The sequence below is a fragment of the Streptomyces sp. NPDC001070 genome (assembly GCF_053598835.1).
Map to the genome: position 1 here is coordinate 30278 of NZ_JBSFLB010000019.1, position 18833 is coordinate 49110.

At 67.8% G+C, this 18833-nt stretch carries 17 protein-coding genes and 2 pseudogenes; 11 read left to right on the plus strand and 8 right to left on the minus strand.

The window, feature by feature from the left end; translation table 11 throughout:
• Positions 1 to 70: 70 nt before the first annotated feature.
• The 8 genes from ACWDAS_RS23155 (at position 71) to ACWDAS_RS23190 (ending at position 7311) form a co-directional block, all read left to right on the plus strand.
• Positions 71 to 928 carry a TIGR03620 family F420-dependent LLM class oxidoreductase gene (locus tag ACWDAS_RS23155; protein ID WP_450393962.1) on the plus strand — a complete coding sequence of 286 codons (858 nt, stop codon included), beginning with the start codon at positions 71 to 73 and terminating at the stop codon, positions 926 to 928.
• 414 nt (positions 929 to 1342) lie between these two features.
• The gene (tatA, locus tag ACWDAS_RS23160; RefSeq protein ID WP_450393964.1) at positions 1343 to 1615 is read left to right on the plus strand and encodes a Sec-independent protein translocase subunit TatA; all 273 of its coding nucleotides are present in this window, start codon (positions 1343 to 1345) and stop codon (positions 1613 to 1615) included.
• 26 nt (positions 1616 to 1641) lie between these two features.
• Positions 1642 to 2496, plus strand: coding sequence for a twin-arginine translocase subunit TatC (gene tatC, locus ACWDAS_RS23165; protein WP_450393967.1), 855 nt, complete (start codon positions 1642 to 1644; stop codon positions 2494 to 2496).
• 98 nt (positions 2497 to 2594) lie between these two features.
• A complete protein-coding gene (locus ACWDAS_RS23170) occupies positions 2595 to 3041 on the plus strand; it encodes a sec-independent translocase (protein ID WP_450393970.1) in 447 nt (148 codons plus the stop codon).
• A 166-nt stretch (positions 3042 to 3207) separates the two neighbouring features.
• Complete coding sequence (locus ACWDAS_RS23175; RefSeq protein WP_450393972.1) at positions 3208 to 4551, plus strand: epoxide hydrolase family protein; 1344 nt, start codon at positions 3208 to 3210, stop codon at positions 4549 to 4551.
• Positions 4552 to 4866: 315 nt separating this feature from the next.
• Positions 4867 to 5037 (plus strand): GMC oxidoreductase, encoded by a 171-nt coding sequence (locus tag ACWDAS_RS23180; RefSeq protein WP_450393975.1) that lies wholly within the window; start codon positions 4867 to 4869, stop codon positions 5035 to 5037.
• Between the two features lie 505 nt (positions 5038 to 5542).
• Entirely contained in the window at positions 5543 to 6409 is an 867-nt protein-coding gene (locus ACWDAS_RS23185) for an alpha/beta fold hydrolase (RefSeq protein ID WP_450393977.1), read from the plus strand.
• Between the two features lie 509 nt (positions 6410 to 6918).
• Complete coding sequence (locus tag ACWDAS_RS23190; protein WP_450393980.1) at positions 6919 to 7311, plus strand: hypothetical protein; 393 nt, start codon at positions 6919 to 6921, stop codon at positions 7309 to 7311.
• 209 nt (positions 7312 to 7520) lie between these two features.
• Here ACWDAS_RS23190 and ACWDAS_RS23195 read toward each other — a convergent pair whose 3' ends face one another.
• The 7 genes and pseudogenes from ACWDAS_RS23195 to ACWDAS_RS23225 all read right to left on the minus strand — a co-directional run bounded on the left by ACWDAS_RS23195 (position 7521) and on the right by ACWDAS_RS23225 (position 13969).
• Positions 7521 to 8414, minus strand: a complete 894-nt coding sequence (locus ACWDAS_RS23195) for a MurR/RpiR family transcriptional regulator (RefSeq protein ID WP_450393982.1) — start codon at positions 8412 to 8414, stop codon at positions 7521 to 7523.
• Between the two features lie 166 nt (positions 8415 to 8580).
• Positions 8581 to 9075, minus strand: coding sequence for a hypothetical protein (locus ACWDAS_RS23200; protein WP_450394287.1), 495 nt, complete (start codon positions 9073 to 9075; stop codon positions 8581 to 8583).
• Positions 9076 to 9350: 275 nt separating this feature from the next.
• Positions 9351 to 9872 (minus strand): annotated as a pseudogene (locus ACWDAS_RS23205) (hypothetical protein); the annotation flags it as partial.
• Positions 9873 to 10092: 220 nt separating this feature from the next.
• Positions 10093 to 11346 carry a M20 family metallopeptidase gene (locus ACWDAS_RS23210; protein WP_450393984.1) on the minus strand — a complete coding sequence of 418 codons (1254 nt, stop codon included), beginning with the start codon at positions 11344 to 11346 and terminating at the stop codon, positions 10093 to 10095.
• Entirely contained in the window at positions 11343 to 12095 is a 753-nt protein-coding gene (locus tag ACWDAS_RS23215; RefSeq protein ID WP_450394270.1) for an amino acid ABC transporter ATP-binding protein, read from the minus strand. Before ACWDAS_RS23215 ends, ACWDAS_RS23210 begins: the two co-directional genes overlap by 4 nt.
• A 16-nt stretch (positions 12096 to 12111) precedes the next feature.
• Entirely contained in the window at positions 12112 to 12996 is an 885-nt protein-coding gene (locus tag ACWDAS_RS23220) for an amino acid ABC transporter permease (RefSeq protein ID WP_450393986.1), read from the minus strand.
• 70 nt (positions 12997 to 13066) lie between these two features.
• The gene (locus ACWDAS_RS23225; RefSeq protein WP_450393988.1) at positions 13067 to 13969 is read right to left on the minus strand and encodes an ABC transporter substrate-binding protein; all 903 of its coding nucleotides are present in this window, start codon (positions 13967 to 13969) and stop codon (positions 13067 to 13069) included.
• A gap of 364 nt (positions 13970 to 14333) precedes the next feature.
• Between ACWDAS_RS23225 and ACWDAS_RS23230 the strand changes: the two genes are divergently transcribed.
• Together ACWDAS_RS23230 and ACWDAS_RS23235 are read left to right on the plus strand one after the other, a co-directional pair.
• Positions 14334 to 15626, plus strand: a complete 1293-nt coding sequence (locus ACWDAS_RS23230) for a cyanophycinase (RefSeq protein WP_450393991.1) — start codon at positions 14334 to 14336, stop codon at positions 15624 to 15626.
• 241 nt (positions 15627 to 15867) lie between these two features.
• Entirely contained in the window at positions 15868 to 16029 is a 162-nt protein-coding gene (locus tag ACWDAS_RS23235) for a hypothetical protein (protein ID WP_450393993.1), read from the plus strand.
• 757 nt (positions 16030 to 16786) lie between these two features.
• Here the strand turns inward: ACWDAS_RS23235 and ACWDAS_RS23240 are convergent.
• Positions 16787 to 17834, minus strand: a pseudogene (locus ACWDAS_RS23240) (S66 family peptidase).
• Between the two features lie 366 nt (positions 17835 to 18200).
• Here ACWDAS_RS23240 and ACWDAS_RS23245 point away from each other — a divergent pair.
• On the plus strand, positions 18201 to 18731 hold the full coding sequence (locus ACWDAS_RS23245; RefSeq protein WP_450393994.1) for a hypothetical protein: 531 nt from the start codon (positions 18201 to 18203) through the stop codon (positions 18729 to 18731).
• Positions 18732 to 18833: the final 102 nt, after the last annotated feature.

Below are 18833 nucleotides of genomic sequence, written 5' to 3' on the forward strand. Positions count from 1 at the left end.
GACCGGCCCCGGCACCGCGGCCGGTGTGAGGCCGACATACCGCATGATTACCAGTGAAAGGAGTTCTGCCATGAACGTGGGACGCGCAGGAATCTGGAGCATCGAGCTGCGGACCGCGGACCCTGGAGCGATCCAGGACGCCGCAGCCGAACTCGATGCCATGGGCTGGGGTGCCCTGTGGATCCCGGGCCTCGGGGGCGGCGACATCCTCGGCGACTCGGAACGGCTGCTGAGCGCCACACGCAACACCAAGGTCGCGATCGGTGTGCTGAGCATCTGGCGCCACCCGGCAGCCGAAATGGCAGCCGGACACGCACGACTTCGGCAGCGCTACGGCAGCCGGCTCCTGCTCGGCCTCGGCGTAAGCGATCCGGCCACCGCACGCGAAGCGGGACGCGACTACCGGCCGCTGTCGGATATGGGTGGCTACCTGGACGAACTCGACGGAGCCCCCGCGCCCGTACCGGCGGATCAGCGCCTCATGGCCGCGCTCGGACCGAAAATGGTTCAACTCGCCGGACGCCGCACAGCAGGTGTGCACCCCTTCCTGGTCACCCCCGAATACTCGGCGGCGACCCGCGAACTCATCGGACAAGGGCCGCTTCTGGCTCCGTACCAGGCCGTGGTCCTCGAACGTGACCCCGCCAAGGCCCGCGCCGCCGCCCGCGAATTCATCGGGATGTTCCTGTCCATGGACCACTACGCCCGCAACATGTTGCGCCAGGGCTTCACCGAGGAGGACCTGGCCGGCGGCGGCAGCGACCGACTCGTCGACAGCCTCGTGGCCTGGGGTGATGTCGAGACCATCGGCAACCGCGTCCGCGCCCACCACCAAGCCGGGGCCGACCACGTCTGCCTGCACGTCCTGGGAACGGACTCCGCCATGCCACTGCCCCAGTGGCGGGAACTCGCCGCCCTCACCCGCTGAGAACCCAACTCCGCCAACCGGGCCCCACAGACACAACGCCCCATTCCCTCACACACGGTCTGTGGATGTGACGACGCTGCCATGCCGGATCGGCACATCAAACCAACACAGCAACAAAGCAACACATCGCGAGCAACCCCCAAGTGGAGGCTTGTGAAGTCCCGCCCTGCCTCTTGCGGCAGCCGCTCCCGGGCCAACTCGTGGCGCCCGCGACACCAAGCGGCTTCATCCTGGCCTCAGACCTGGCGGTTCTCGGCACACATCGGAGCACAGAGCTGCGGTCCCGCCCGGCACCGCCGATGCCTTTCCAAGCCGCCAGAAGTCGGACTTCCCGGTGTCCTGCAGTAACCCATCTCCCGCGGTGCACCTGTGCTCCGCCCCCTTATACCGGCACCCAAAGCGAAAGGAACCATCGTGTTCGGCAAGATCGGAACCCCGGAAATCCTGCTCATCCTGGTCGTGGTAGTCGTGCTCTTCGGCGCCAAACGCATGCCCGACATGGCGCGATCGCTCGGGCAGTCCCTGCGCATCCTCAAGAGCGAAACCAAAGCCCTGCGCACCGACGATGCGAGCAATACCCCCCGGAACGAGGACGCTTCGCAGACGCACCGATCTCCCCTCACCCCCGAGCGGCCGGCGCGTGCCGGCGCCCTCCACAGCCAGAACGCCGCCCACGAAGCTTCCTGACGCTTCGTCAACCATCAGGTTGCGCCATGATCTTTCCACTGACCACGGCAGAACCGGACCCCGAAGGCCACATGCCCCTCGCGGACCACCTGCGCGAACTGCGTAGCCGCCTGACCAAGGCAGTGGGTGTGATCGTATTGGCGACCCTCGTGGCCGGGCTGTTCTACAAGCAGCTCATCGACGTCGTCATCGCACCCCTGCCAGGATGCGCGTCCCCTCCGGCCGGGACTGGAGAAAACTGCGGCCTCATCGCAGTGAACGGGCTGTTGAGCCCGTTCACCCTGGCCCTGAAAGTCTCCTTGACCATCGGCGTGCTGGCAGCGAGCCCTGTGTGGCTCTACCAGCTCTGGGCCTTCCTGGCACCGGGTCTGCACCGCCACGAGAAGAAGTACACCATCGCCTTCCTCGCCACAGGCATTCCGCTGTTCCTCATCGGCGCGGCATTCGCCTACGCCGTTCTGCCGACCACGGCACGGGTGCTGCTGTCCTTCACACCGGACAAGGCGACGAACATCCTGCCGGTCGACGACTTCCTCGACCTGGCGACCCGCATGGTGCTGGTGTTCGGAGCTTCCTTCGAACTGCCGCTGGTGCTGGTCATGCTCAATGCGACCGGCCTGCTCAGCGCGCGACGCATGATCGGCTGGTGGCGGCCGATGACCCTCGGCATCACCGCCTTCAGCGCCATCGCCACCCCCAGCACCGATCCGCTGAGCATGCTGCTGCTCGCGGGCCCCATCACCGTGCTGTACCTCCTCGCCTGCCTGGTGTCATGGTGCGCCGAACGCCGCCACCGCACCCGCGCAGACAACGAGAACCCTGACCCTGTCACGGCGCCTGACACCGCATCGGCCGTGGCATGCGGGCGCGGCCCCCGCTGATGCGGCCACCACGCTCGCTGTACGTACCGCGCGTACCACCGTCCGCATGATGCGCCCGGCACGCACCGGGCGGCCGTCCCCGCTCACAGGAGGCCACCGTGTTCCTTGGCATGGGCCCACTTGAACTACTCACCCTCGTCCTCCTCGGGATCGTCATCCTGGGCCCGGACAAACTCCCCCGACTTATCGCCGACGCAGCCCGGATCCTGCGCAGAATCCGGACCCTGGCCGACAGCGCCCAAGCCGACATCCGCACACAGCTCGGACCCGAATTCGCGCACCTGGAACTACAAGACCTCCACCCGCGCAGCATCGCCGGCAAAGCCTGGCGACACCCCTCGGCCGACTGGGAACTCCAGGAACTCGGCGACGTCGCCACGGACGTTCAAAAAGAGGTGACGTCGGCGCTCTCTCCGGATCCCCCAGATCCCTCTCCGGCCGGCCAGAGAACCGCCTTTCCGTCGCGTGCCGGCACGAAAGCGAACGGATCCCCCCAGCAACAGAACACGCGTGGACCGCTTGACAAAGGGCAGCGAGATCCCTAGTTTTTTATCGATCGATACAAAACTGTCGCTGCGTCCTGCCCTCTCGCAAGGACGCCACGAATGCCGCCCCACCGGCCGCACTCCACGCGCATCAGGCGCGCACCACACCCGCCATTGCCGCGCCACATGACACGTGCTTGCCGGCACGCTCAAGGAGCCACCACTCATGACCGATGAAACCCCCCGCAACAGCTCAGTCTCAAACGGCCGCCACCGCATGTCCCGCCGGAGCATCCTGCGGACCGCCGCGATCGCCGGCGCCGTAACCGCCACCCCCGCCGCCCTGCTGACCGCAAACAACGCGACGGCCGACACCGCACCGGCCGACCACCTCTGGGCCGGGCACCTCACCCTGCCGCCCGCCACCAAGGCCATCGAGCCCTTCCACCTGCACGTGCCCGAGAGCGCCCTCAAGGATCTCCGCCGCCGCCTGAAGCATGTACGCCTCCCCGAGAAGGAGACCGTGGCGGACAACTCGCAGGGTGCGCAGCGCGAGCCCGTTGCCGCACTGCTCGCGTACTGGCGCACCCGCTACGACTGGCGCCGCCTGGAGCGCCGCCTGAACTCCCTGGGCCAGTACCGCACCGAAATCGACGGCCTGGGCATCCACTTCCTGCACGTGCGCTCCCGCCACGCGAACGCGCGGCCGCTGCTGCTGTGCCACGGCTGGCCCGGCTCGGTCGTGGAGTTCCTCGATGCCATCGGCCCGCTGACCGACCCCACGGCTCACGGCGGCACAGCTGCCGACGCCTTCCACGTCGTGATCCCCTCGATGCCGGGCTACGGGTTCTCCGACAAGCCCACGACGACCGGCTGGAACACCGAGCGCATCGCTGCCGCCTGGGTCACGCTCATGGACCGCCTCGGCTACCACGACTACGTCGCTCAGGGCGGCGACTGGGGCGGCAGCGTCGCCACCCAGGTCGGCAAGCTCAAGCCCGCGGGCCTGGCCGGTGTCCACCTGAACCTGCCCGAGTTCATGCTGACCGGTGGCCTCCCCGTGGACAACCCCACCCCCGCCGAGCAGACGGCCATCGCGGAGCAGCAGCAGTTCAACCAGATCTACGCCGGGTACTTCACCGAGCAGGCCACCCGCCCGCAGACCATCGGCTACGCCCTGAACGACTCCCCCGCGGCACTGGCCGCCTGGATCTACGAGAAGTTCGTCGACTGGACCGGCACCAACCACCACCCGGAGCGGATCCTGACGCGCGACGAGATGCTCGACGACATCACGCTGTACTGGCTCACCGGGACCGGCACCTCCTCGGCACGGCTGTACTGGGAGTTCTACCGCAGCAACCACGAACTGACCAAGCTGGCCATGCCCGTCGGCGTCAGTGTCTTCCCTGGGGAACTGGTGCACACGCCGCGCGTTTGGGCTGAGCGCGCCTACAGCAACCTGGTCTACTTCAACGACCACATCTCTGCAGGCGGCCACTTCGCCGCCTTCGAACAGCCCACCCTGTTCGCCAAGGAACTCCGGGCTTTCGCCCGCGCCATAGCCTGACCCTGACCGGAAAAGCACCGGCCTACGGAGGGTCTGTAAGTCATTCGTCTTACAGACCCTCCGTTAAGCCGTACGCAGTGACGATTTCCAACCCAAGCGGTGCCACTAGCCAGCTCGGCGATTGGCTGGCGCCGAGAGCGGAGTGAGATTTAGCAGAAAAGTCTTTAACTATCGATCCATCCGGTGGCATCGAGCAGGCGCTTGGCCGGGATCTTCGCGTGGCGGCCGGGCTGCGGCGGATGGGGTCAGGCAGGGGCCGTTGATGTCCCCATGGGCTGCTCGGCCCAGACGGTCTTTCCTCCTGCTTGGTAGCGGGTGCCCCACTGGTTGGCGAGGTTGGTCGACCCCGAACTGCGCGTCCTCGGAGTGTCCGCCCTGCGAGTCGTAGATGCTTCCGTTTTCCCCAGCGTCCCTCGAGGCAATACCAACGCACCTACGATCATGGTCGCCGAGAGGGCGTCCGATCACATCAAGGCAAGCAGCTGATCTTGTGCTGATCAACCCGCGCAGCATCAGGAGGCCGCGTTGCCCGCGCCAACGTCGCCATGGGCAGGCCATCCCGCTGCGCGGGTTCCGAGCGCTTCAGTGAGAAGCGGCGGCTGAACGCATCCAGGGGAGCCGGCTCTCCGGAATCGGAGATGTGGACGAGTCCATGGGAGACGTCCTGACCGCGTCCCCCGGCGATGTCGTTGGCTCTGCACATCGAGGGCTGACATGGGAGCGTCGCGGCGCCGAACGGACGAACGTACGCGGCGGTCCCCCAACCTCAGCCCTCGGCGCCGCCCTCTGGTGGTGCGGGGAATCGCTTCCGGATCTCCCCTCTGGCACCTGGCCGAGGCTGGGTTTAGCGTTTGGAGAGATAATGTAATGTGGGGATTTTTCCCGTCGCTTCGCGTACTGCACGGGGAAGAATCCTGCTTCGATTTGCCGGCGTCTGGCCACGGGAACCTCAGACTCGGCTCCGAATCGGTGCTTTCTTCGGAGGGTCAGCATGCTCCCTACATACCATCGCACGGCGGAAATCGACGGGCAGCGAATCTTCTACCGTGAGGCAGGGCCGGCCGATTCTCCGGTCATCCTGCTCCTGCATGGGTTTCCGAGCAGCTCCCACATGTTCCGTCACCTCATACCTGAGCTCGCCGATCGGTATCACGTGATCGCGCCGGACCACATAGGCTACGGCCAGTCCTCCATGCCCACGGTCGCCGAGTTCGACTACACCTTCGACAATCTCACCAAAATCACTGCGGGACTGCTCGACGACCTGGGGATCAGGCGCTTCTCAATCTACGTACACGACTACGGTGCACCGATTGGGTGGCGACTGGCTCTCGATCCCTCGTACGAGGTGACCGCGATCATCTCCCAGAGCGGCAACGCCTACATGGAAGGGTTTGCCAAGCCATTCTGGGACGACCTGTTCGCCTATGCCACGAACCCCGGTGCAGATACAGAGCCTGGCGCCCGGGCCAAGTTCAGCAGTGAGACAACGCGTTGGCAGTACGAGAACGGCGCTCCCGACACGAGTCTCGTCAGCCCGGACAACTGGCTGCACGACCAGACTCTGCTGGACCGACCCGGTAACGATGAGGTTCAGCTGGCGCTCTTCCGAAATTACCCGACCAACATCGACGGCTACCCCAAGCTGCAAGAGTATTTCCGCACCAGCCAGGTGCCACTACTTGCGGTCTGGGGTGAGAAAGACGAAATTTTCGGCCCGGACGGTGCGAGGGCGTTCACCCGAGACCTACCGGACGCCGAAGTCCACCTGCTGCCCGCTGGGCACTTTGCTCTGGAAACGCATCTGGATGCCATCAGCGGCTACATCCACGGATTCCTCGGCCGTGTCCTCACGTGAGGTATGGCCGAGGTCAGGCATCGCAAAGGGAGGTCGACAGTGGTGGCGACCTTGATCGCCGTCAATGTCGGGATGACCCAGGACGTCCATTGGCGTAACAGAACCGTGTACACGGTACCTACAAGCAGACCATGGCCGGGCCTCTGATGGTGCGGCGGCTGAACATCGACGGGGATGGCCAAGGCGATATCGCTGGACACGGTGGTGAGCAGCGGGCTGCCAGACTCTCGCGCGTGTGCTCGGCGGTGTGACGGCGCCCAGGACATCGCCCCATATGGGACCGGGTTGGCGCGAAAGCGACGCCGTGGCCGCTGGCAGACCACCCGCTGGTCGTGCGGCTTCGGCGCTCCTCCCGCGCCGCCGGCCGGAGGCGGCGTGGGCGCCAGCAAGCGCCCGGCAGAGTGAGGGCCCGATGCCTCGGGACTTTCGCGTGGCATATGGAAAGAATGAGCGAAGAATTTGTGGCTGGGCAGGAGCCACTTGACGCCGGGCATCGGCGTCCACCGGGAATGAGTGACCTGACGGTCCGGGCACTGGGATCTTTGTCCAAGGCTCTGGAGACCACCGAGCGGGCCCGCGGGCACCTGTATGCCTTTCACCAGCTGACGGGTACGGCCGACCTCGAGCTCGACCGTGCTGTGCGCTTGCTGCGCGAGGCCGGTCACACGGAGGAGGCCGACGCGGTGGAGCGGGAGGTCCTGGGACGCAATGTGATTCCCGGGCACTGGACCTTCCAGGTCGTCGAGGCATATAACCGCACTTACTACCGGCCTTTCGCGGACCTGGAGCGGAGTCTGGTCGGTGAACTGGCTCAGGGACGGGACCATCTGTACGAGGCGGAGATGAAGGAAGCCCGCCGTACCCGCGATCACCCGGACCACACTGCCCGGCCTCCTCACTGAGCGGCGCGGCTTCCGTGGGCACCCGCCGTTGGTTGGTGTCTCCTGCTCCGCGAAGGCGACGGCCGCTCATCAGCCTGTTCACCGGTAGGGACCTGATGCGAGAGGTGAATGGGTGTGCTGGGGCGCCAGGAGCGCGGGAGGACGCCGTGAGCCGGCTGGTCTGTGCGGGTGGCCTCCCACCTGCCCCCATCGACGTTGCACGGCCCCTTTCAGGCCTGTGGATAGTCCGAACCCAGGTGCTTGGCGGTCTCCTCGACTGTGTGCATGTGCTGGTGCCCGGTCTCGCCCAGCGCTGTGAGGACGCCGGCGACGACCGTCTCGATCACCGCGAGGGTGGGAACCAGGCTGTCGTACGGCGAGGGCGCCGCGACCTGGCTGGGGAGCACGACCTCGGCACATGAGGTGACCGGTGAGAGCCAGGTGTCGGTGAACAGCACCGTCTTGCCACCCTTGTCGCGCACCAGGTCTGCGATGACCACCTTGTCCCGTTCGTAGCGGCGGTAGTCGAAGACGACGAAGACATCACGGCGTTTGACAGCGGCCAGCGCTGCACTGCGCTCCACGTCGCGGTCGGGCAGGAAATGCACGTCGTCGCGCAATTGCATCAGGTGCAGCCCGAGGTACTGCGCCAGCAGGTTAGTGAAGCGGCCGCCGACCAGGGTGATCCGGCGCTTGTGGTCCGCCAGCAGCTGCACGGCCCGCTCCACGTCGTGCGGTGGCAGTTCGGCGAGGGTACGGCCGACCGCCTCGGTGAAGACGGCGCTGCCGTGGCGCAGCAGACCGTGCGAACCGCTGGCGGCCTGGTCGCTGCCGGTGGGCCGGCCGTAGTCGGCGGAGTCGTACAGCGACAGCGGCGAGGCGTTGCGCTCGTCGAGTTCGCGGCGCAACGCGGCCTGGAAGTCGGGGAAGCCGCGATATCCCAGTCGGTTGACGAAGCGGAGGACGGTGGGCGCGCTTACTGCGGCACGCTCGGCCAGGGTGGCGATGGTCTCGAATCCTGTGGCGGGCCAGCCGGCCAGCAGAACGCGGCCCACTTTTCGCTCGGCGGGGGTGCACTCCCCCAGTCTTTGGCGAATCACTTCGGCGAGCGCGCCCGTGGCCATGGACGGTCCTTTCCGGCGGGAGGGGGGTTGACGGTGTGGGGGTTGGCGGGGCTGGGCAGCAAGTGCAGCAGGGCGGGTGGGCCACTACGCGCACGGTCCGGCTCGCGGGTGCGGGCCGGACCGTGCGATCGTCTCCGGATTTCGGGGACGACCTGGTGGTGCAAGGTTACGCGGGAGCGATGGCGATGCGCAGGTCCGTGAGCGACGCGGTGGTACGGCCGTCGGTGGTCCAGGCGTGGGTCTGCCTGGTGCGGGCGAAATGAACGCGGAAGGTCGGGTTGGACTCGAAGGTGGTGGCGGTGGTGGTGCGCTGGGCGGCGGTGGCTGTCAGCTCGCGTGCGGTTCCGGAGAACGAGTAGGGGTGGCCGTTGTCGTTGGCATAGGAGGAGAACACGTCACTGTTGGGCGCCACGGGGGTGTCGCCGGACGGCCTGAGCGATTGCTTGCCTCGGGCGGGCCGGGTGTGCCAGGTCCGGGGATCGTAGCGGTCGCCGTTGGTGAGATAACTGTAGTGGACGCCGGAGATGGACCAGCCGGCGGTGTCGTGGTGCACCATGGCCTGGCGCAGGTCCAGGATGCTGATGCCGTGGGTGCCCAGCACTCGTAGTTGCTCGTTGTCGGTGCCCGCGTGCTCGACTTCGATGGCGGTGTTGTCGTCCATGGCAAATACGCGGTCCTGGCTGGTGTCGGCGGCCAGGCGGATCGCCCGGCCCTCGCGGCCGTAGGTGCCGGTGTGGGTGTCCAGCAGACCGGAGGCAAAGAAGCCGAAGCCCCTTCGGGCAGGTAGCCGAGCTTGGAGGCGTCGTCGAAGTAGCCTGGCTCGCTGCCGTCCCGCAGCGCCTGGTAGCTGTCGCCGCCGGTGACCATGTCCGGGCCGGAGGCGATCTGGGCACCTGCGCTGGAGCCGGCGACGACCGCGCCGGCGGCCAGTTTCGCGCGGATGGCGGCCAGCACTTTGGTGTCGGTGTGGGCGGCGCCGCGCAGCAGGCTGGTGACATAGCGGTACTGGTCGCCGCCGCCGAAGAAGAATCCGGTCATCGAGTTGACCTGGGCGACTACGGCGTCGGAGTCGGCCGCCTGGATGTGCTCGATGTCGATCGGGATCCATTCGGCGTGCGCGCCGTAGCGCTTGAGCAGGTCGGCATAGTAGGCGCCGTTGCATACAGAGTTGGAGCAGTTCACCGGGTCGTTGGCGTCGGGGTCCTGGCTCGGCGGGACCGAGGCGGCGGTGAGCACGCCGATCCGGGCCTGGCCCGCGCCGCCGGCCTTGGTGACGATCTCGTTGTAGATCTCGGCGTTGGAGTCCTTTAGTCCTCCGCCGACCAGGATGAGGGTGCCGCCGTGGTGCCGGCCGTGGGTTTGCTGGAGACCGGCCGCCAGGGCCCCAGGGGACGTGGCAGCGAGCAAAATCGCCGCGGCCAGTGCCGCGGTGGAGCCTGCGCGCAGTGCTCGTTTCATGCAAGTCCTCCGTGGAAGGGAGTGTGAAGGTGCTGCTTGGGTGCGTCGAAGACGCCGTCCTGCCGAGGTGGGCTGCGCCCCCGGCGGGCGTTCGTACCCTTGGGGCGAATCCCGCTGGTGGGAGGCCTGCGCGGCCCCGGCCGTGGGGCCGGAGCCGCAGGATGGTGCGGCGATACGGAGGGTGGGCCCGCCGAGGTGGTGCCGGAGACCCTGTCGGGTGCTAGGTGGCTGCGTCGGCGGCGAGGCCGGCACCGAGGCATGCGGTGAGGGCGGCCAGTACGGCGACGCGACCGGGGACGCTGTCGGTGTCCAGCCATTCCTCCAAGCTGTGGTCCGCACCACCGACCGGGCCGAGCCCATCGAGGGTGGGGACACCGGTGCCGGCAAGTAGGTTGGCGTCGCCGACGCCGCCGGTGGAGGCGGCGCCCAGGTCCAGTCCCAGTTCCGCGGCCGCCTCGCGGGCGATGCCGTACACCGCGCGGGAGGCCGGTGTGTCCTCCATCGGCGGACACAGGTCGAGCTGTTCGACGTGCGCGGTGGTGCCCTCGACGGCGGGGTGGGATGCGAGGGCGGCGATGGCCTCGGTGGCCCGCCGCAGTCCGGCGGTGGTGGTGGAGCGGACCTCCACGCGCAACTCCGCCTCGGGGCAGACGATGTTGCTGCGGGTGCCGGCCCGAACTACGCCAACGTTGACCGTCGTGCCTGGGTCGGTGCCGTTGAGTGCCTGGAGTGCGACGATCAGGTGGGCGGCGGCCAGCGCGGCGTTGGCGCCGCGCTCGGGCTCGATGCCCGAGTGGGCGGCGCGGCCGGTTACCGTGATGATGACGTCGCAGACGCCCTTGCGTTCCAGCACGACGTCGCCGTTCTCCCGGGCGCACTCCAGGACCAGGGCGTAGTCGGCGCCGGTGGCCACCAGCTCGGTGAGCGGACGGCTGGCCGGCGAGCCGATCTCCTCATCGGGGACGGCCAGGAAGACCAGCTCTGCGTAGTCCTCCGCACCGGCCTCGACGAGCACCTGGAGCGCGGTCAGCCCGGCCAGCAGGCCGCCCTTGTCGTCGCTGACGCCTGGCCCGTAGGCCAGGGTCCCGTCGAGAGCAAACGGGCGGGCAGCGGCGGTGCCGTCCTCGAAGACGGTGTCCATGTGGGCAATCAGCAGGACCCGGCGGCCTCCGGCGGTGGCCGGGCGGGACCCGCAACGGCGTGCCACGACGGCGTCACCGACCTCGTGCTCGGCGGTGGCCACCGGGACTCGCTCGGCAGCGAAGCCGAGCTTCGTCAGCCGCGTCAGCACCCAGTCGGCGACCCGGTTGACCCCCTGGGGGCTGTAGGACCCCGAGTCGATCGCCACGAGTTCGGCGAGGTCTGACAGGAAGTGGGGATGGCGTGCCGTCGCCAGCGGCAGCAGCCGGGCGGCCAGGGCCGCCGGACTGCCGTTGGCGGCGAGGGTGGGGGCCGCCGTCTCGGAGGCGCTCACAGGACCTTCGACAAGAACGAGCGGGTCCGGTCCTGACGGGGGTTGACGAGGACCTCGCGCGGGTCACCGGCCTCGACCACCACACCGCCGTCCATGAACACGGCCATGTCGCCAACCTCGCGGGCGAAGCCGATTTCGTGGGTGACCACGACCATGGTCATGCCGTCGGCGGCCAGGTCGCGCATGACGTCGAGGACATCCCCGACAAGTTCGGGGTCGAGCGCCGAGGTGGGCTCGTCGAAGAGCATCAGCTTGGGTTTCATCGCCAGTGCGCGGGCGATGGCAACGCGCTGCTGCTGGCCGCCGGAGAGCTGGGCGGGGTAGTGGTCCCCGCGGTCGCCGAGACCCACCCGGTCCAGCAGCGACATCGCGTCAGCGCGGGCATCGGTGCGGTTGATGCCGGCCACCTTCACCGGCGCTTCGACGATGTTCTCCAGCGCGGTCATGTGCGGGAAGAGGTTGAACCGCTGGAAAACCATGCCGATGTCACGGCGGCGCGCGGCGACCTCCTTCTCACGCAACTCGTAGAGCCTGTTGCCGCGCTGGCGGTAGCCGACCAGGTCGCCGTCGACGGTCAGTCGGCCGCCGTCGACCTTCTCCAGGTGGTTGATGCACCGCAGGAAGGTGGATTTGCCGGAGCCGGACGGGCCGAGCAGGCAGCACACCTGGCCGCGCTCGACGGTCAGGTCGATGCCCTTGAGGACTTCGAGCTTGCCGTAGCTCTTGCACACACCGCCGGCGTGCACCATGGGCTGTGACATCGGGTCAGTTCCCCCGATCGACGGATAGGCGGCTGGTCGCGCCGACGAACATCCGGCGCAGCGGCGAGACCTGCTGGGCGCGGGAGGAGCCGCGGCCGTAACGGCGCTCCAGCCATGCCTGCGGGACGCTGAGCACGGTGGTGAGGGCCAGGTACCACAGGGCAGCGACCATCAGCATCGGGATGACCTGGTAGTTCTGCGCGTACACGTCCTGGATGTTGGACATCAGGTCGTGGGCGGCGATCACCGAGACGTACGCGGTGGTCTTGAGCATGTTGATGGTCTCGTTGCCCATGGGCGGGATGATGACCTTCATGGCTTGTGGCAGGACGATGCGGCGCATGGTCTGCAGCGGAGTCATGCCCAGGGAGTGGGCGGCCTCGGCCTGACCCTCGTCCACCGACTGAATGCCGGCGCGGACAATCTCCGAGGCGTAGGCGGCCTCGTTCAGGCCCAGCGCGAAGAGCGCGGCCATGGCCGGAATGAGCAGCGTGTTGGTATCGAACCGGACGAAGGTGATCGTGGTGAACGGAACGCCGATCATGACGTGCTTGTACAGCGCGGCGGCGTAGCCCCAGAAGATGATCTGGACGAGTAGCGGGGTGCCGCGAAAGACCCAGACGAACAGCCCGGAGAGCACCTTCAGCACCGGGTTCTGCGACAGGCGCATCACTGCGATGACGGTGCCGAGCACCACGCCGACAGCCATGGAGGCGGCGGTCAGCCACACGGTGGTGACCAGGCCACGGAAGATGAGGCCGGCCGCCAGGTAGTGGCCGATGACGTCCCAGTGCAGGTTGGGGTTCTTGGCGAGCGAGCCGACCATGCCTATCAGGGCGAGCGCGCAGACCACGGCGGCAGTCCAGCGCCCCCAGTGGCGCACCGGCACGGCACGGATTTCGGCGGCGCCGGAGCCAGCAACGGCTGGTTGCCCGGTAGAGGAGAGGGCGTCTGCCATGTCAGCTGTCCGCGCTGTTCTTGGTGGCGGACTTGACCGCAATGGAGGCAACGCCGTACTTGTCGTAGATCTTCGCGAGCGAGCCGTCGTCGATGAGCGACTGCAGAGCCTTTTGGATGGCGTCGGTGAGCTCGGGAAGGCTCTTGGAGACCGCGATGCCGTTCGGGGAGGACTCGTAGCCTCCCAGGGCCGCCGGGTCGTCGACCAGTTCGAAGGCGTTGCCGCCGTCGGCGGTGCGGGCGGTCCAGCCGGCGGCCGGCTTGGTCAGTACATCTGCGTCGACCTTGCCCGAGCGCAGCGCGAGCTGCGCGTCGGAATCCTTGGGGAAGGTCTGGATTTCGATGTTCGGCTTGCCAGCGGCCTTGCAGGCGTCCTGGTGCTTGTTCAGCAGCTCCTGTTGGTGGGTGCCGCTCTGCACAGCGGCCTTGCGGCCACACAGGTCGTCAAGGGTGCCGATCTTGGCGGGGTTGCCCTTGGCGACCATCAGGCCGGTTCCGGAGGCGGAGTAGACGACGAAGTCAACGACCTTCTCGCGCTCCTTGTTGTCGGTGATCGCCGAGATCGCGGCGTCGTACTTGCCAGCCTGGATGGCTGGGACGATGCCATCGAACTTCTGGGCGTGGAAGGCGAATGTGACGCCGAGCTTGGCGCCGAGGGCCTGGCCGAGGTCGTAGTCGAGGCCGGTCATCTGGGTGCTGCCCTCGGAGACGTACATCTCGAAAGGCGGGTACGGGACGTCGGTGGCGACGCGGACCTTCCTGGCGGACTTGATGGATGCGGGCAGCGCGTCGTGCAGGGCGCGGTCCTGCTTGATCTCGAGGCCGCTCACCATGACGGCCTGGGGCGCGGCGGAGGGGGCGTGCTCGCCCTTGGCGGCACTGCCACCGCAGGCGGTCAAGGCCAAGGTTGCGCCTACTGCGGCGGCGAAGGCAGTTGCGGTTCTGTGCAGGGAAGCGTTCGTCATGAGGGACCTTCTCTCGTGGGGAGGCCGCGGGGAGGAAACGGTGGCTCAGGTCGCTCTCAGAAGTTACACAACGAAGATTTTAAGCGCTAGATGTAATGCAAGTTACATAACGGTAACGGGCCGTTCCGGCGGCTCCGGAACGCTGGACGAAGATCAGTAAGGAACTTCCGTGCGTTACATCTTCACAGCCGTAACCGTCTTCTGTAGTTTCCGGTTCGCGGCACAACCCTCTCCCTGCAGCGGGCCCGTTCTGCCGGCACGCCTCCCACCGCGGCCAGACACCGTCCCCCCTTCGGAGTCACAGATGCTCCCTACTTCGCCCTCCGTACGCCTGCCCGGACGCGCCCTCGCCTTCTGCGCGGCTGCCGCCGTACTGTGCGCCGCCAACCTCTTGCCCACCGGTCCGGCGGCCGCTGCCACGAGCACACGTGGCAGCCTGGTCCTCGCCGGTGGTGCGGTCACCCCGACCAACGCTTCGATCTACAACACCTTCCTGAACCTGGCAGGCGGCGCCCCGCAGGCCCGGATCGGCGTCATCACCGCCGCCTCCGTTGTGCCCGCCGACGACCCCTACGCCGCGGACCCGGCCACCTGCAGCAACTCCGTCTGCAACGGCGACTACTACGCCGACCTGCTGAAGAACACCTACGGCGCAGCCGACGCCCAGTGGATCCCGATCGACCTGGACCACATCTCCAACAACGCCAGCCAGGCCGTGATCGACCAGATCAACACGCTCAACGGCTTCTTCTTCGGCGGCGGCGACCAGAGCCGGCTCGTCACCACCTTGCTCAAGAGCGACAACACCGACTCGCCCGCGCTCGCCGCGATCCGTGCCCGGTTCGCCACCGGCGCCGTCATCATGGGCACCAGCGCCGGAACCGCCATCGCAGGCAGCCGGGACATGGTCACCGGCGGAGAAAGCTGGGACGCCCTGCGCTACGGCTCGCACCCATCGGTCAACAGCACCTACCCCGACGACCTGAGCTACCGGCCAGAAGGCGGCTTCGACTTCTTCACCACGGGCCTGATCGACACCCATTTCGCCGCCCGGGGCCGCCAGGGCCGCATCGTCCGCCTTGCCTCCGACACCGGACACAATCGCGCCTTCGGCGTGGACGAGGACACCGCCTTGGTGGTGACCGACCCGGGTACGGCCAACGAGGTCGACAAGGTGGTCGGCAGCCACGGCGTGTCCGTCTTCGACCTGCGCTCGGCCGTCACCGGCACCAACCGGGGCTACTGGGCGATCGACCAGGTGAGGTGGAGCTACCTCACCAGCGGCGACACCTACAATCCCGCAACCTGGACAGTGAGCTCCTCCAAGCCGCCGTACACCCCTTCCAGTGGCACCGTCGGGTCGCACTGGAGCAACGTGTTCTCCTCACCCAACTCCCCCACCTCGCAGCCGTACCGCATGGTCAACATGGCAACCGAGCTGGTCAACGCAGGCCGCAGCGCCTACCGGTACGGGATCAGCTACGAGAGCAGTCCGAATTTCGAGGCGGACCTGACCAAGTCCGCCGGCTACAAGGCGTGGAAGAGCGCCGGCACCGTCTCCTTCGCCAACCTCAACACCCACCTGTACGTCTACTAAAAGATCCCAAGCACTCAAGGCCATAGGCACCCCTGAAGTCCCGCGTCGCTGATCAAGCGCTGCAGTCCACCGCTGCATCGCGTCCGGTACGTGGGATGCACCAGGCCGATGTCCCGCCCGTGCTTGCAGCCCCTCCCCCTCAATGCCTGCTCCGTAACGCCGATCGCAGCGTCCACCGCCCTACGCGCCATGATGATCCCGCTGAGGAACGTAGGCCGGAAGCCGCGACCGCGATGACATCATGGTCACGCACCACGCACTTGGCGCATTCGCGGGCCGTGTCCCATGGGCACTGCTGACGCCCCTGGCCTTGTGGACGGATGTCCAGGTCGAAGCCGAGCTGCTGGACTTCGACCTGGACGAGCAACGCACCAAAATCCCCGAAGGCCGATGTCTGCCTTGAGAGGCAGGCAGCGTAGAGGCGCCTGCAGCGCAGCCGGCCCGCGAGGGGTCCGTTGCAGAAGAGGACGGCCACACATGCTGCCGTAACCTGTCCCGGCGTGCGCAGTTCACCAGCCTGGCGCCCCGCGGCGACAAGTCATGCACCACAAACCGCGCATCATCAACCCCTTCATCCTGGACCACCAGCAGCGACAGGTGCGCACCTGCAGGCCGTCCCCCTGCAGCAGCCGTAGGTGTAACTCACCGCCGCAGGCCGGCCCGCCAGCGCCTCCACAGCACATCGAGCCCTGCCGCCTTCCGGCCGCGGTCCCCGTGCTGTCCGAAGACTGAGGGGTGGTCCCTCAGCTTGCACGTCCTCTCAGGCTGATACGTAGATGCACATCCTGGCGGCGGGACAGGACTGCGTGCCCTCGGCGTTCATCGGCGGCTATTGTCATCACTGATCTCCCTCCCAGGGATCACGCGGCGTTCGGGCCTTTCCAGGGGAGTCCAGGGCGCGGCACTTGTGTGCGGGGTCGTACTGGTGTCATATCGCGGCCTGCCGCAACGCGGCATGTCATGGGTTACTGAGCGCAGGCATCCTGCCCGCTCGCGCTGTCGGTCCGCCCCGTTGCCATCGTGCACCGCTGCTCACCCCAGCGAGAGTGGCCGGCGGGGCGGGGCATCCGTGGGGGTACGGCCGCGCCGCGACCGTACAACCGCACCCTGGAACCGCAGGTGAGCCGGGCGGGTGACCTGGACGAGGCCGGACGCCGAGATCAGTAGTGGACGGTTATCACGCGGGCCGGACCGTCGACGCGGACCAGGCCCCCGTAGGGAATCACCAGCTGAGGGTCGGTGTGGCCGAGGTCGACGTCGAAGACGGCCATGGTGCCGGGGGCGTAGCCGGTGAGGGCGCGCAGGACGGCCTCGCGTTGCTCGGCGCGGTAGCGCGCACGGTCCTCGGCTTCGTACGGACGGTCGAAGGACCAGGCCTTGGCACGGCCCATCAGCACGGCGGGAAAGCGGTGCAGCAGTCGCGCTCGCCCATGGCGCGCAGGATGCGGTAGACGTCCTCGGCGCTCGGCATCTGCTCGGAGGTCTCCAGGAAGAGCACCCGGCCCTCGTACTCGGCGGCGGGGCGTATCTCCCGGTCGGCCATGAGCAGTTGGGCCAGCACTTCGACGCAGCCGCCCCAGGCGGGGCCTTCGACGACCTGGTCGGGCTGGTGCCAGTGCCGTCCCCCGGCGGGCTCCATGACAGGTGCCGAGGCGAAAGCGGCCGGGTCGTTCCACGGGCGGTCGACGTCGTTGGTGTCCGGGGAGGGCGTCAACTCGTATGCCCCGGTGGTGAACAGCGCGGCACGGACGGATGCCTCGGTGAGCGAGTGCATGGCGCCGGGCCGGCCGAACTGCGTCATCACGCTCGCGCCGTGGTAGGCGACGAGGCCGAGGTTGGCGAGGTACATGAGCAGGTTGGTGTTGTCGCTGAACCCGAAGAAGGGCTTCGGGTTGGCACGGATCAGTTCGCCGTCCAGGTGCGGGAGGACGGTGATCTGGTCGCTGCCGCCGATGCTGGTGGTGATCGCCTTGATGTCCGGGTCGGTGAAGGCGGCGTGCAGGTCGGCCGCCCGGTCCTCGGCGCTGGAGCCGAGCCGACGGGTCGTCGGGTACTCGACCGGGTCGAGACCGTAGTGCGCGACCAGTCTGCGCAGGCCCAGTTCGTAGGGCAGCGGCAGCACCTGGGGAAGGCCCGAGCGGGCGAGAGGACGGCCACTCGGTCACCGGGGGCGGGCTTGGGTGCGACGATGCGTGGGGCGGCGGTCATGCCCGGGAGCCCGACCGCCGCCGCCGGGTGGTCCGGGACCACCCCAGTGCCCGGTGGTGCAGCCTTCCGGGCTTGCTGCCAACGATCGTTGGTGGCAAGCCCGGCCCGTGCGGGCGCTGCCGGGGCAGGGGCCGGAACGGGTGGCCCTTCGGTGTGCGGTGCCGCGAGGCGGCACGGTGATCAGGATTCCAGGTACCCCTGTCCCGCAGGGCGGTCCCGGGCGGGCGGGCCGGGCCCGCGCACGCGAACCGGACGGCAGACGGAACGACACCATCACCGTGCCGCACGCCGCGCAAGCAGCGCCACACCGTCACGCGGATCTTCCACCGGCTGGTCGAGGAGCACAGCGCTGATGTCTCCTACGGCATGGTCCACCACTACGTCGCGGCCCCGAAGCCCGAGATCGCGGTCGAGTCGGGCAAGGTCCCGCTGGAGGCGTTCGTCCCCCAGACCCACCAGCCCGGTCATGAGGCGGAGGTCGACTTCGGTGACGTGACGGTCCGTCTCGCCGGCGAACTGGTGACCTGCTACCTGTTTTCCTTCCGCCTGTCGTATTCGGGCAAGGCCGTCCACCGCGTGCTCGCTTCCTGCGGCCAGGAAGCCTTCTTCGAAGGTCACGTCCACGCGCTGCGGACGCTGGGCGGAGTCCCCCGGAGCAAGGTCCGCTACGACAACCTCAAGGCGGCCGTCCCCCGGGTGCTGGGGCTGAGCCCGGCGAGGGTGGAAGCGGATCGGTGGATCGCGTTCAAGTCGCACTACGGCATCAAGAGTTTCCACTGCCGCCCGGGTGTCGAGGGCGCCCACGAGAAGGGCGGCGTCGAGGGTCAGATCGGCACCGACTCCTACCGCCTCGCCAGCACCCGAGCCCGAGCCGAGAAGCCGGTCAAGGCTGGCTGACTTGTCACCGAATGACTGCCCCGCAAACTCGGTGGATCGGGCGAGAACACACCGCCTGCGTTCTGCGAGCTCTACCATCGTCCACGTTGCTGCGACGGTCGG

Excerpts from the sequence above, each read along its gene's own strand:
- tatC (WP_450393967.1), top strand. The coding sequence starts at position 1,642 with ATGATCTTTCCACTGACCACGGCAGAACCGGACCCCGAAGGCCACATG.
- ACWDAS_RS23235 (WP_450393993.1), top strand. The coding sequence starts at position 15,868 with ATGGTCACGCACCACGCACTTGGCGCATTCGCGGGCCGTGTCCCATGG.
- ACWDAS_RS23245 (WP_450393994.1), top strand. The coding sequence starts at position 18,201 with ATGGTCCACCACTACGTCGCGGCCCCGAAGCCCGAGATCGCGGTCGAG.
- ACWDAS_RS23200 (WP_450394287.1), bottom strand. The coding sequence starts at position 9,075 with ATGGACGACAACACCGCCATCGAAGTCGAGCACGCGGGCACCGACAAC.
- ACWDAS_RS23155 (WP_450393962.1), top strand. The coding sequence starts at position 71 with ATGAACGTGGGACGCGCAGGAATCTGGAGCATCGAGCTGCGGACCGCG.
- ACWDAS_RS23215 (WP_450394270.1), bottom strand. The coding sequence starts at position 12,095 with ATGGTGCACGCCGGCGGTGTGTGCAAGAGCTACGGCAAGCTCGAAGTC.
- ACWDAS_RS23190 (WP_450393980.1), top strand. The coding sequence starts at position 6,919 with ATGAGTGACCTGACGGTCCGGGCACTGGGATCTTTGTCCAAGGCTCTG.
- ACWDAS_RS23185 (WP_450393977.1), top strand. The coding sequence starts at position 5,543 with ATGCTCCCTACATACCATCGCACGGCGGAAATCGACGGGCAGCGAATC.
- ACWDAS_RS23175 (WP_450393972.1), top strand. The coding sequence starts at position 3,208 with ATGACCGATGAAACCCCCCGCAACAGCTCAGTCTCAAACGGCCGCCAC.
- ACWDAS_RS23230 (WP_450393991.1), top strand. The coding sequence starts at position 14,334 with ATGCTCCCTACTTCGCCCTCCGTACGCCTGCCCGGACGCGCCCTCGCC.
- ACWDAS_RS23195 (WP_450393982.1), bottom strand. The coding sequence starts at position 8,414 with ATGGCCACGGGCGCGCTCGCCGAAGTGATTCGCCAAAGACTGGGGGAG.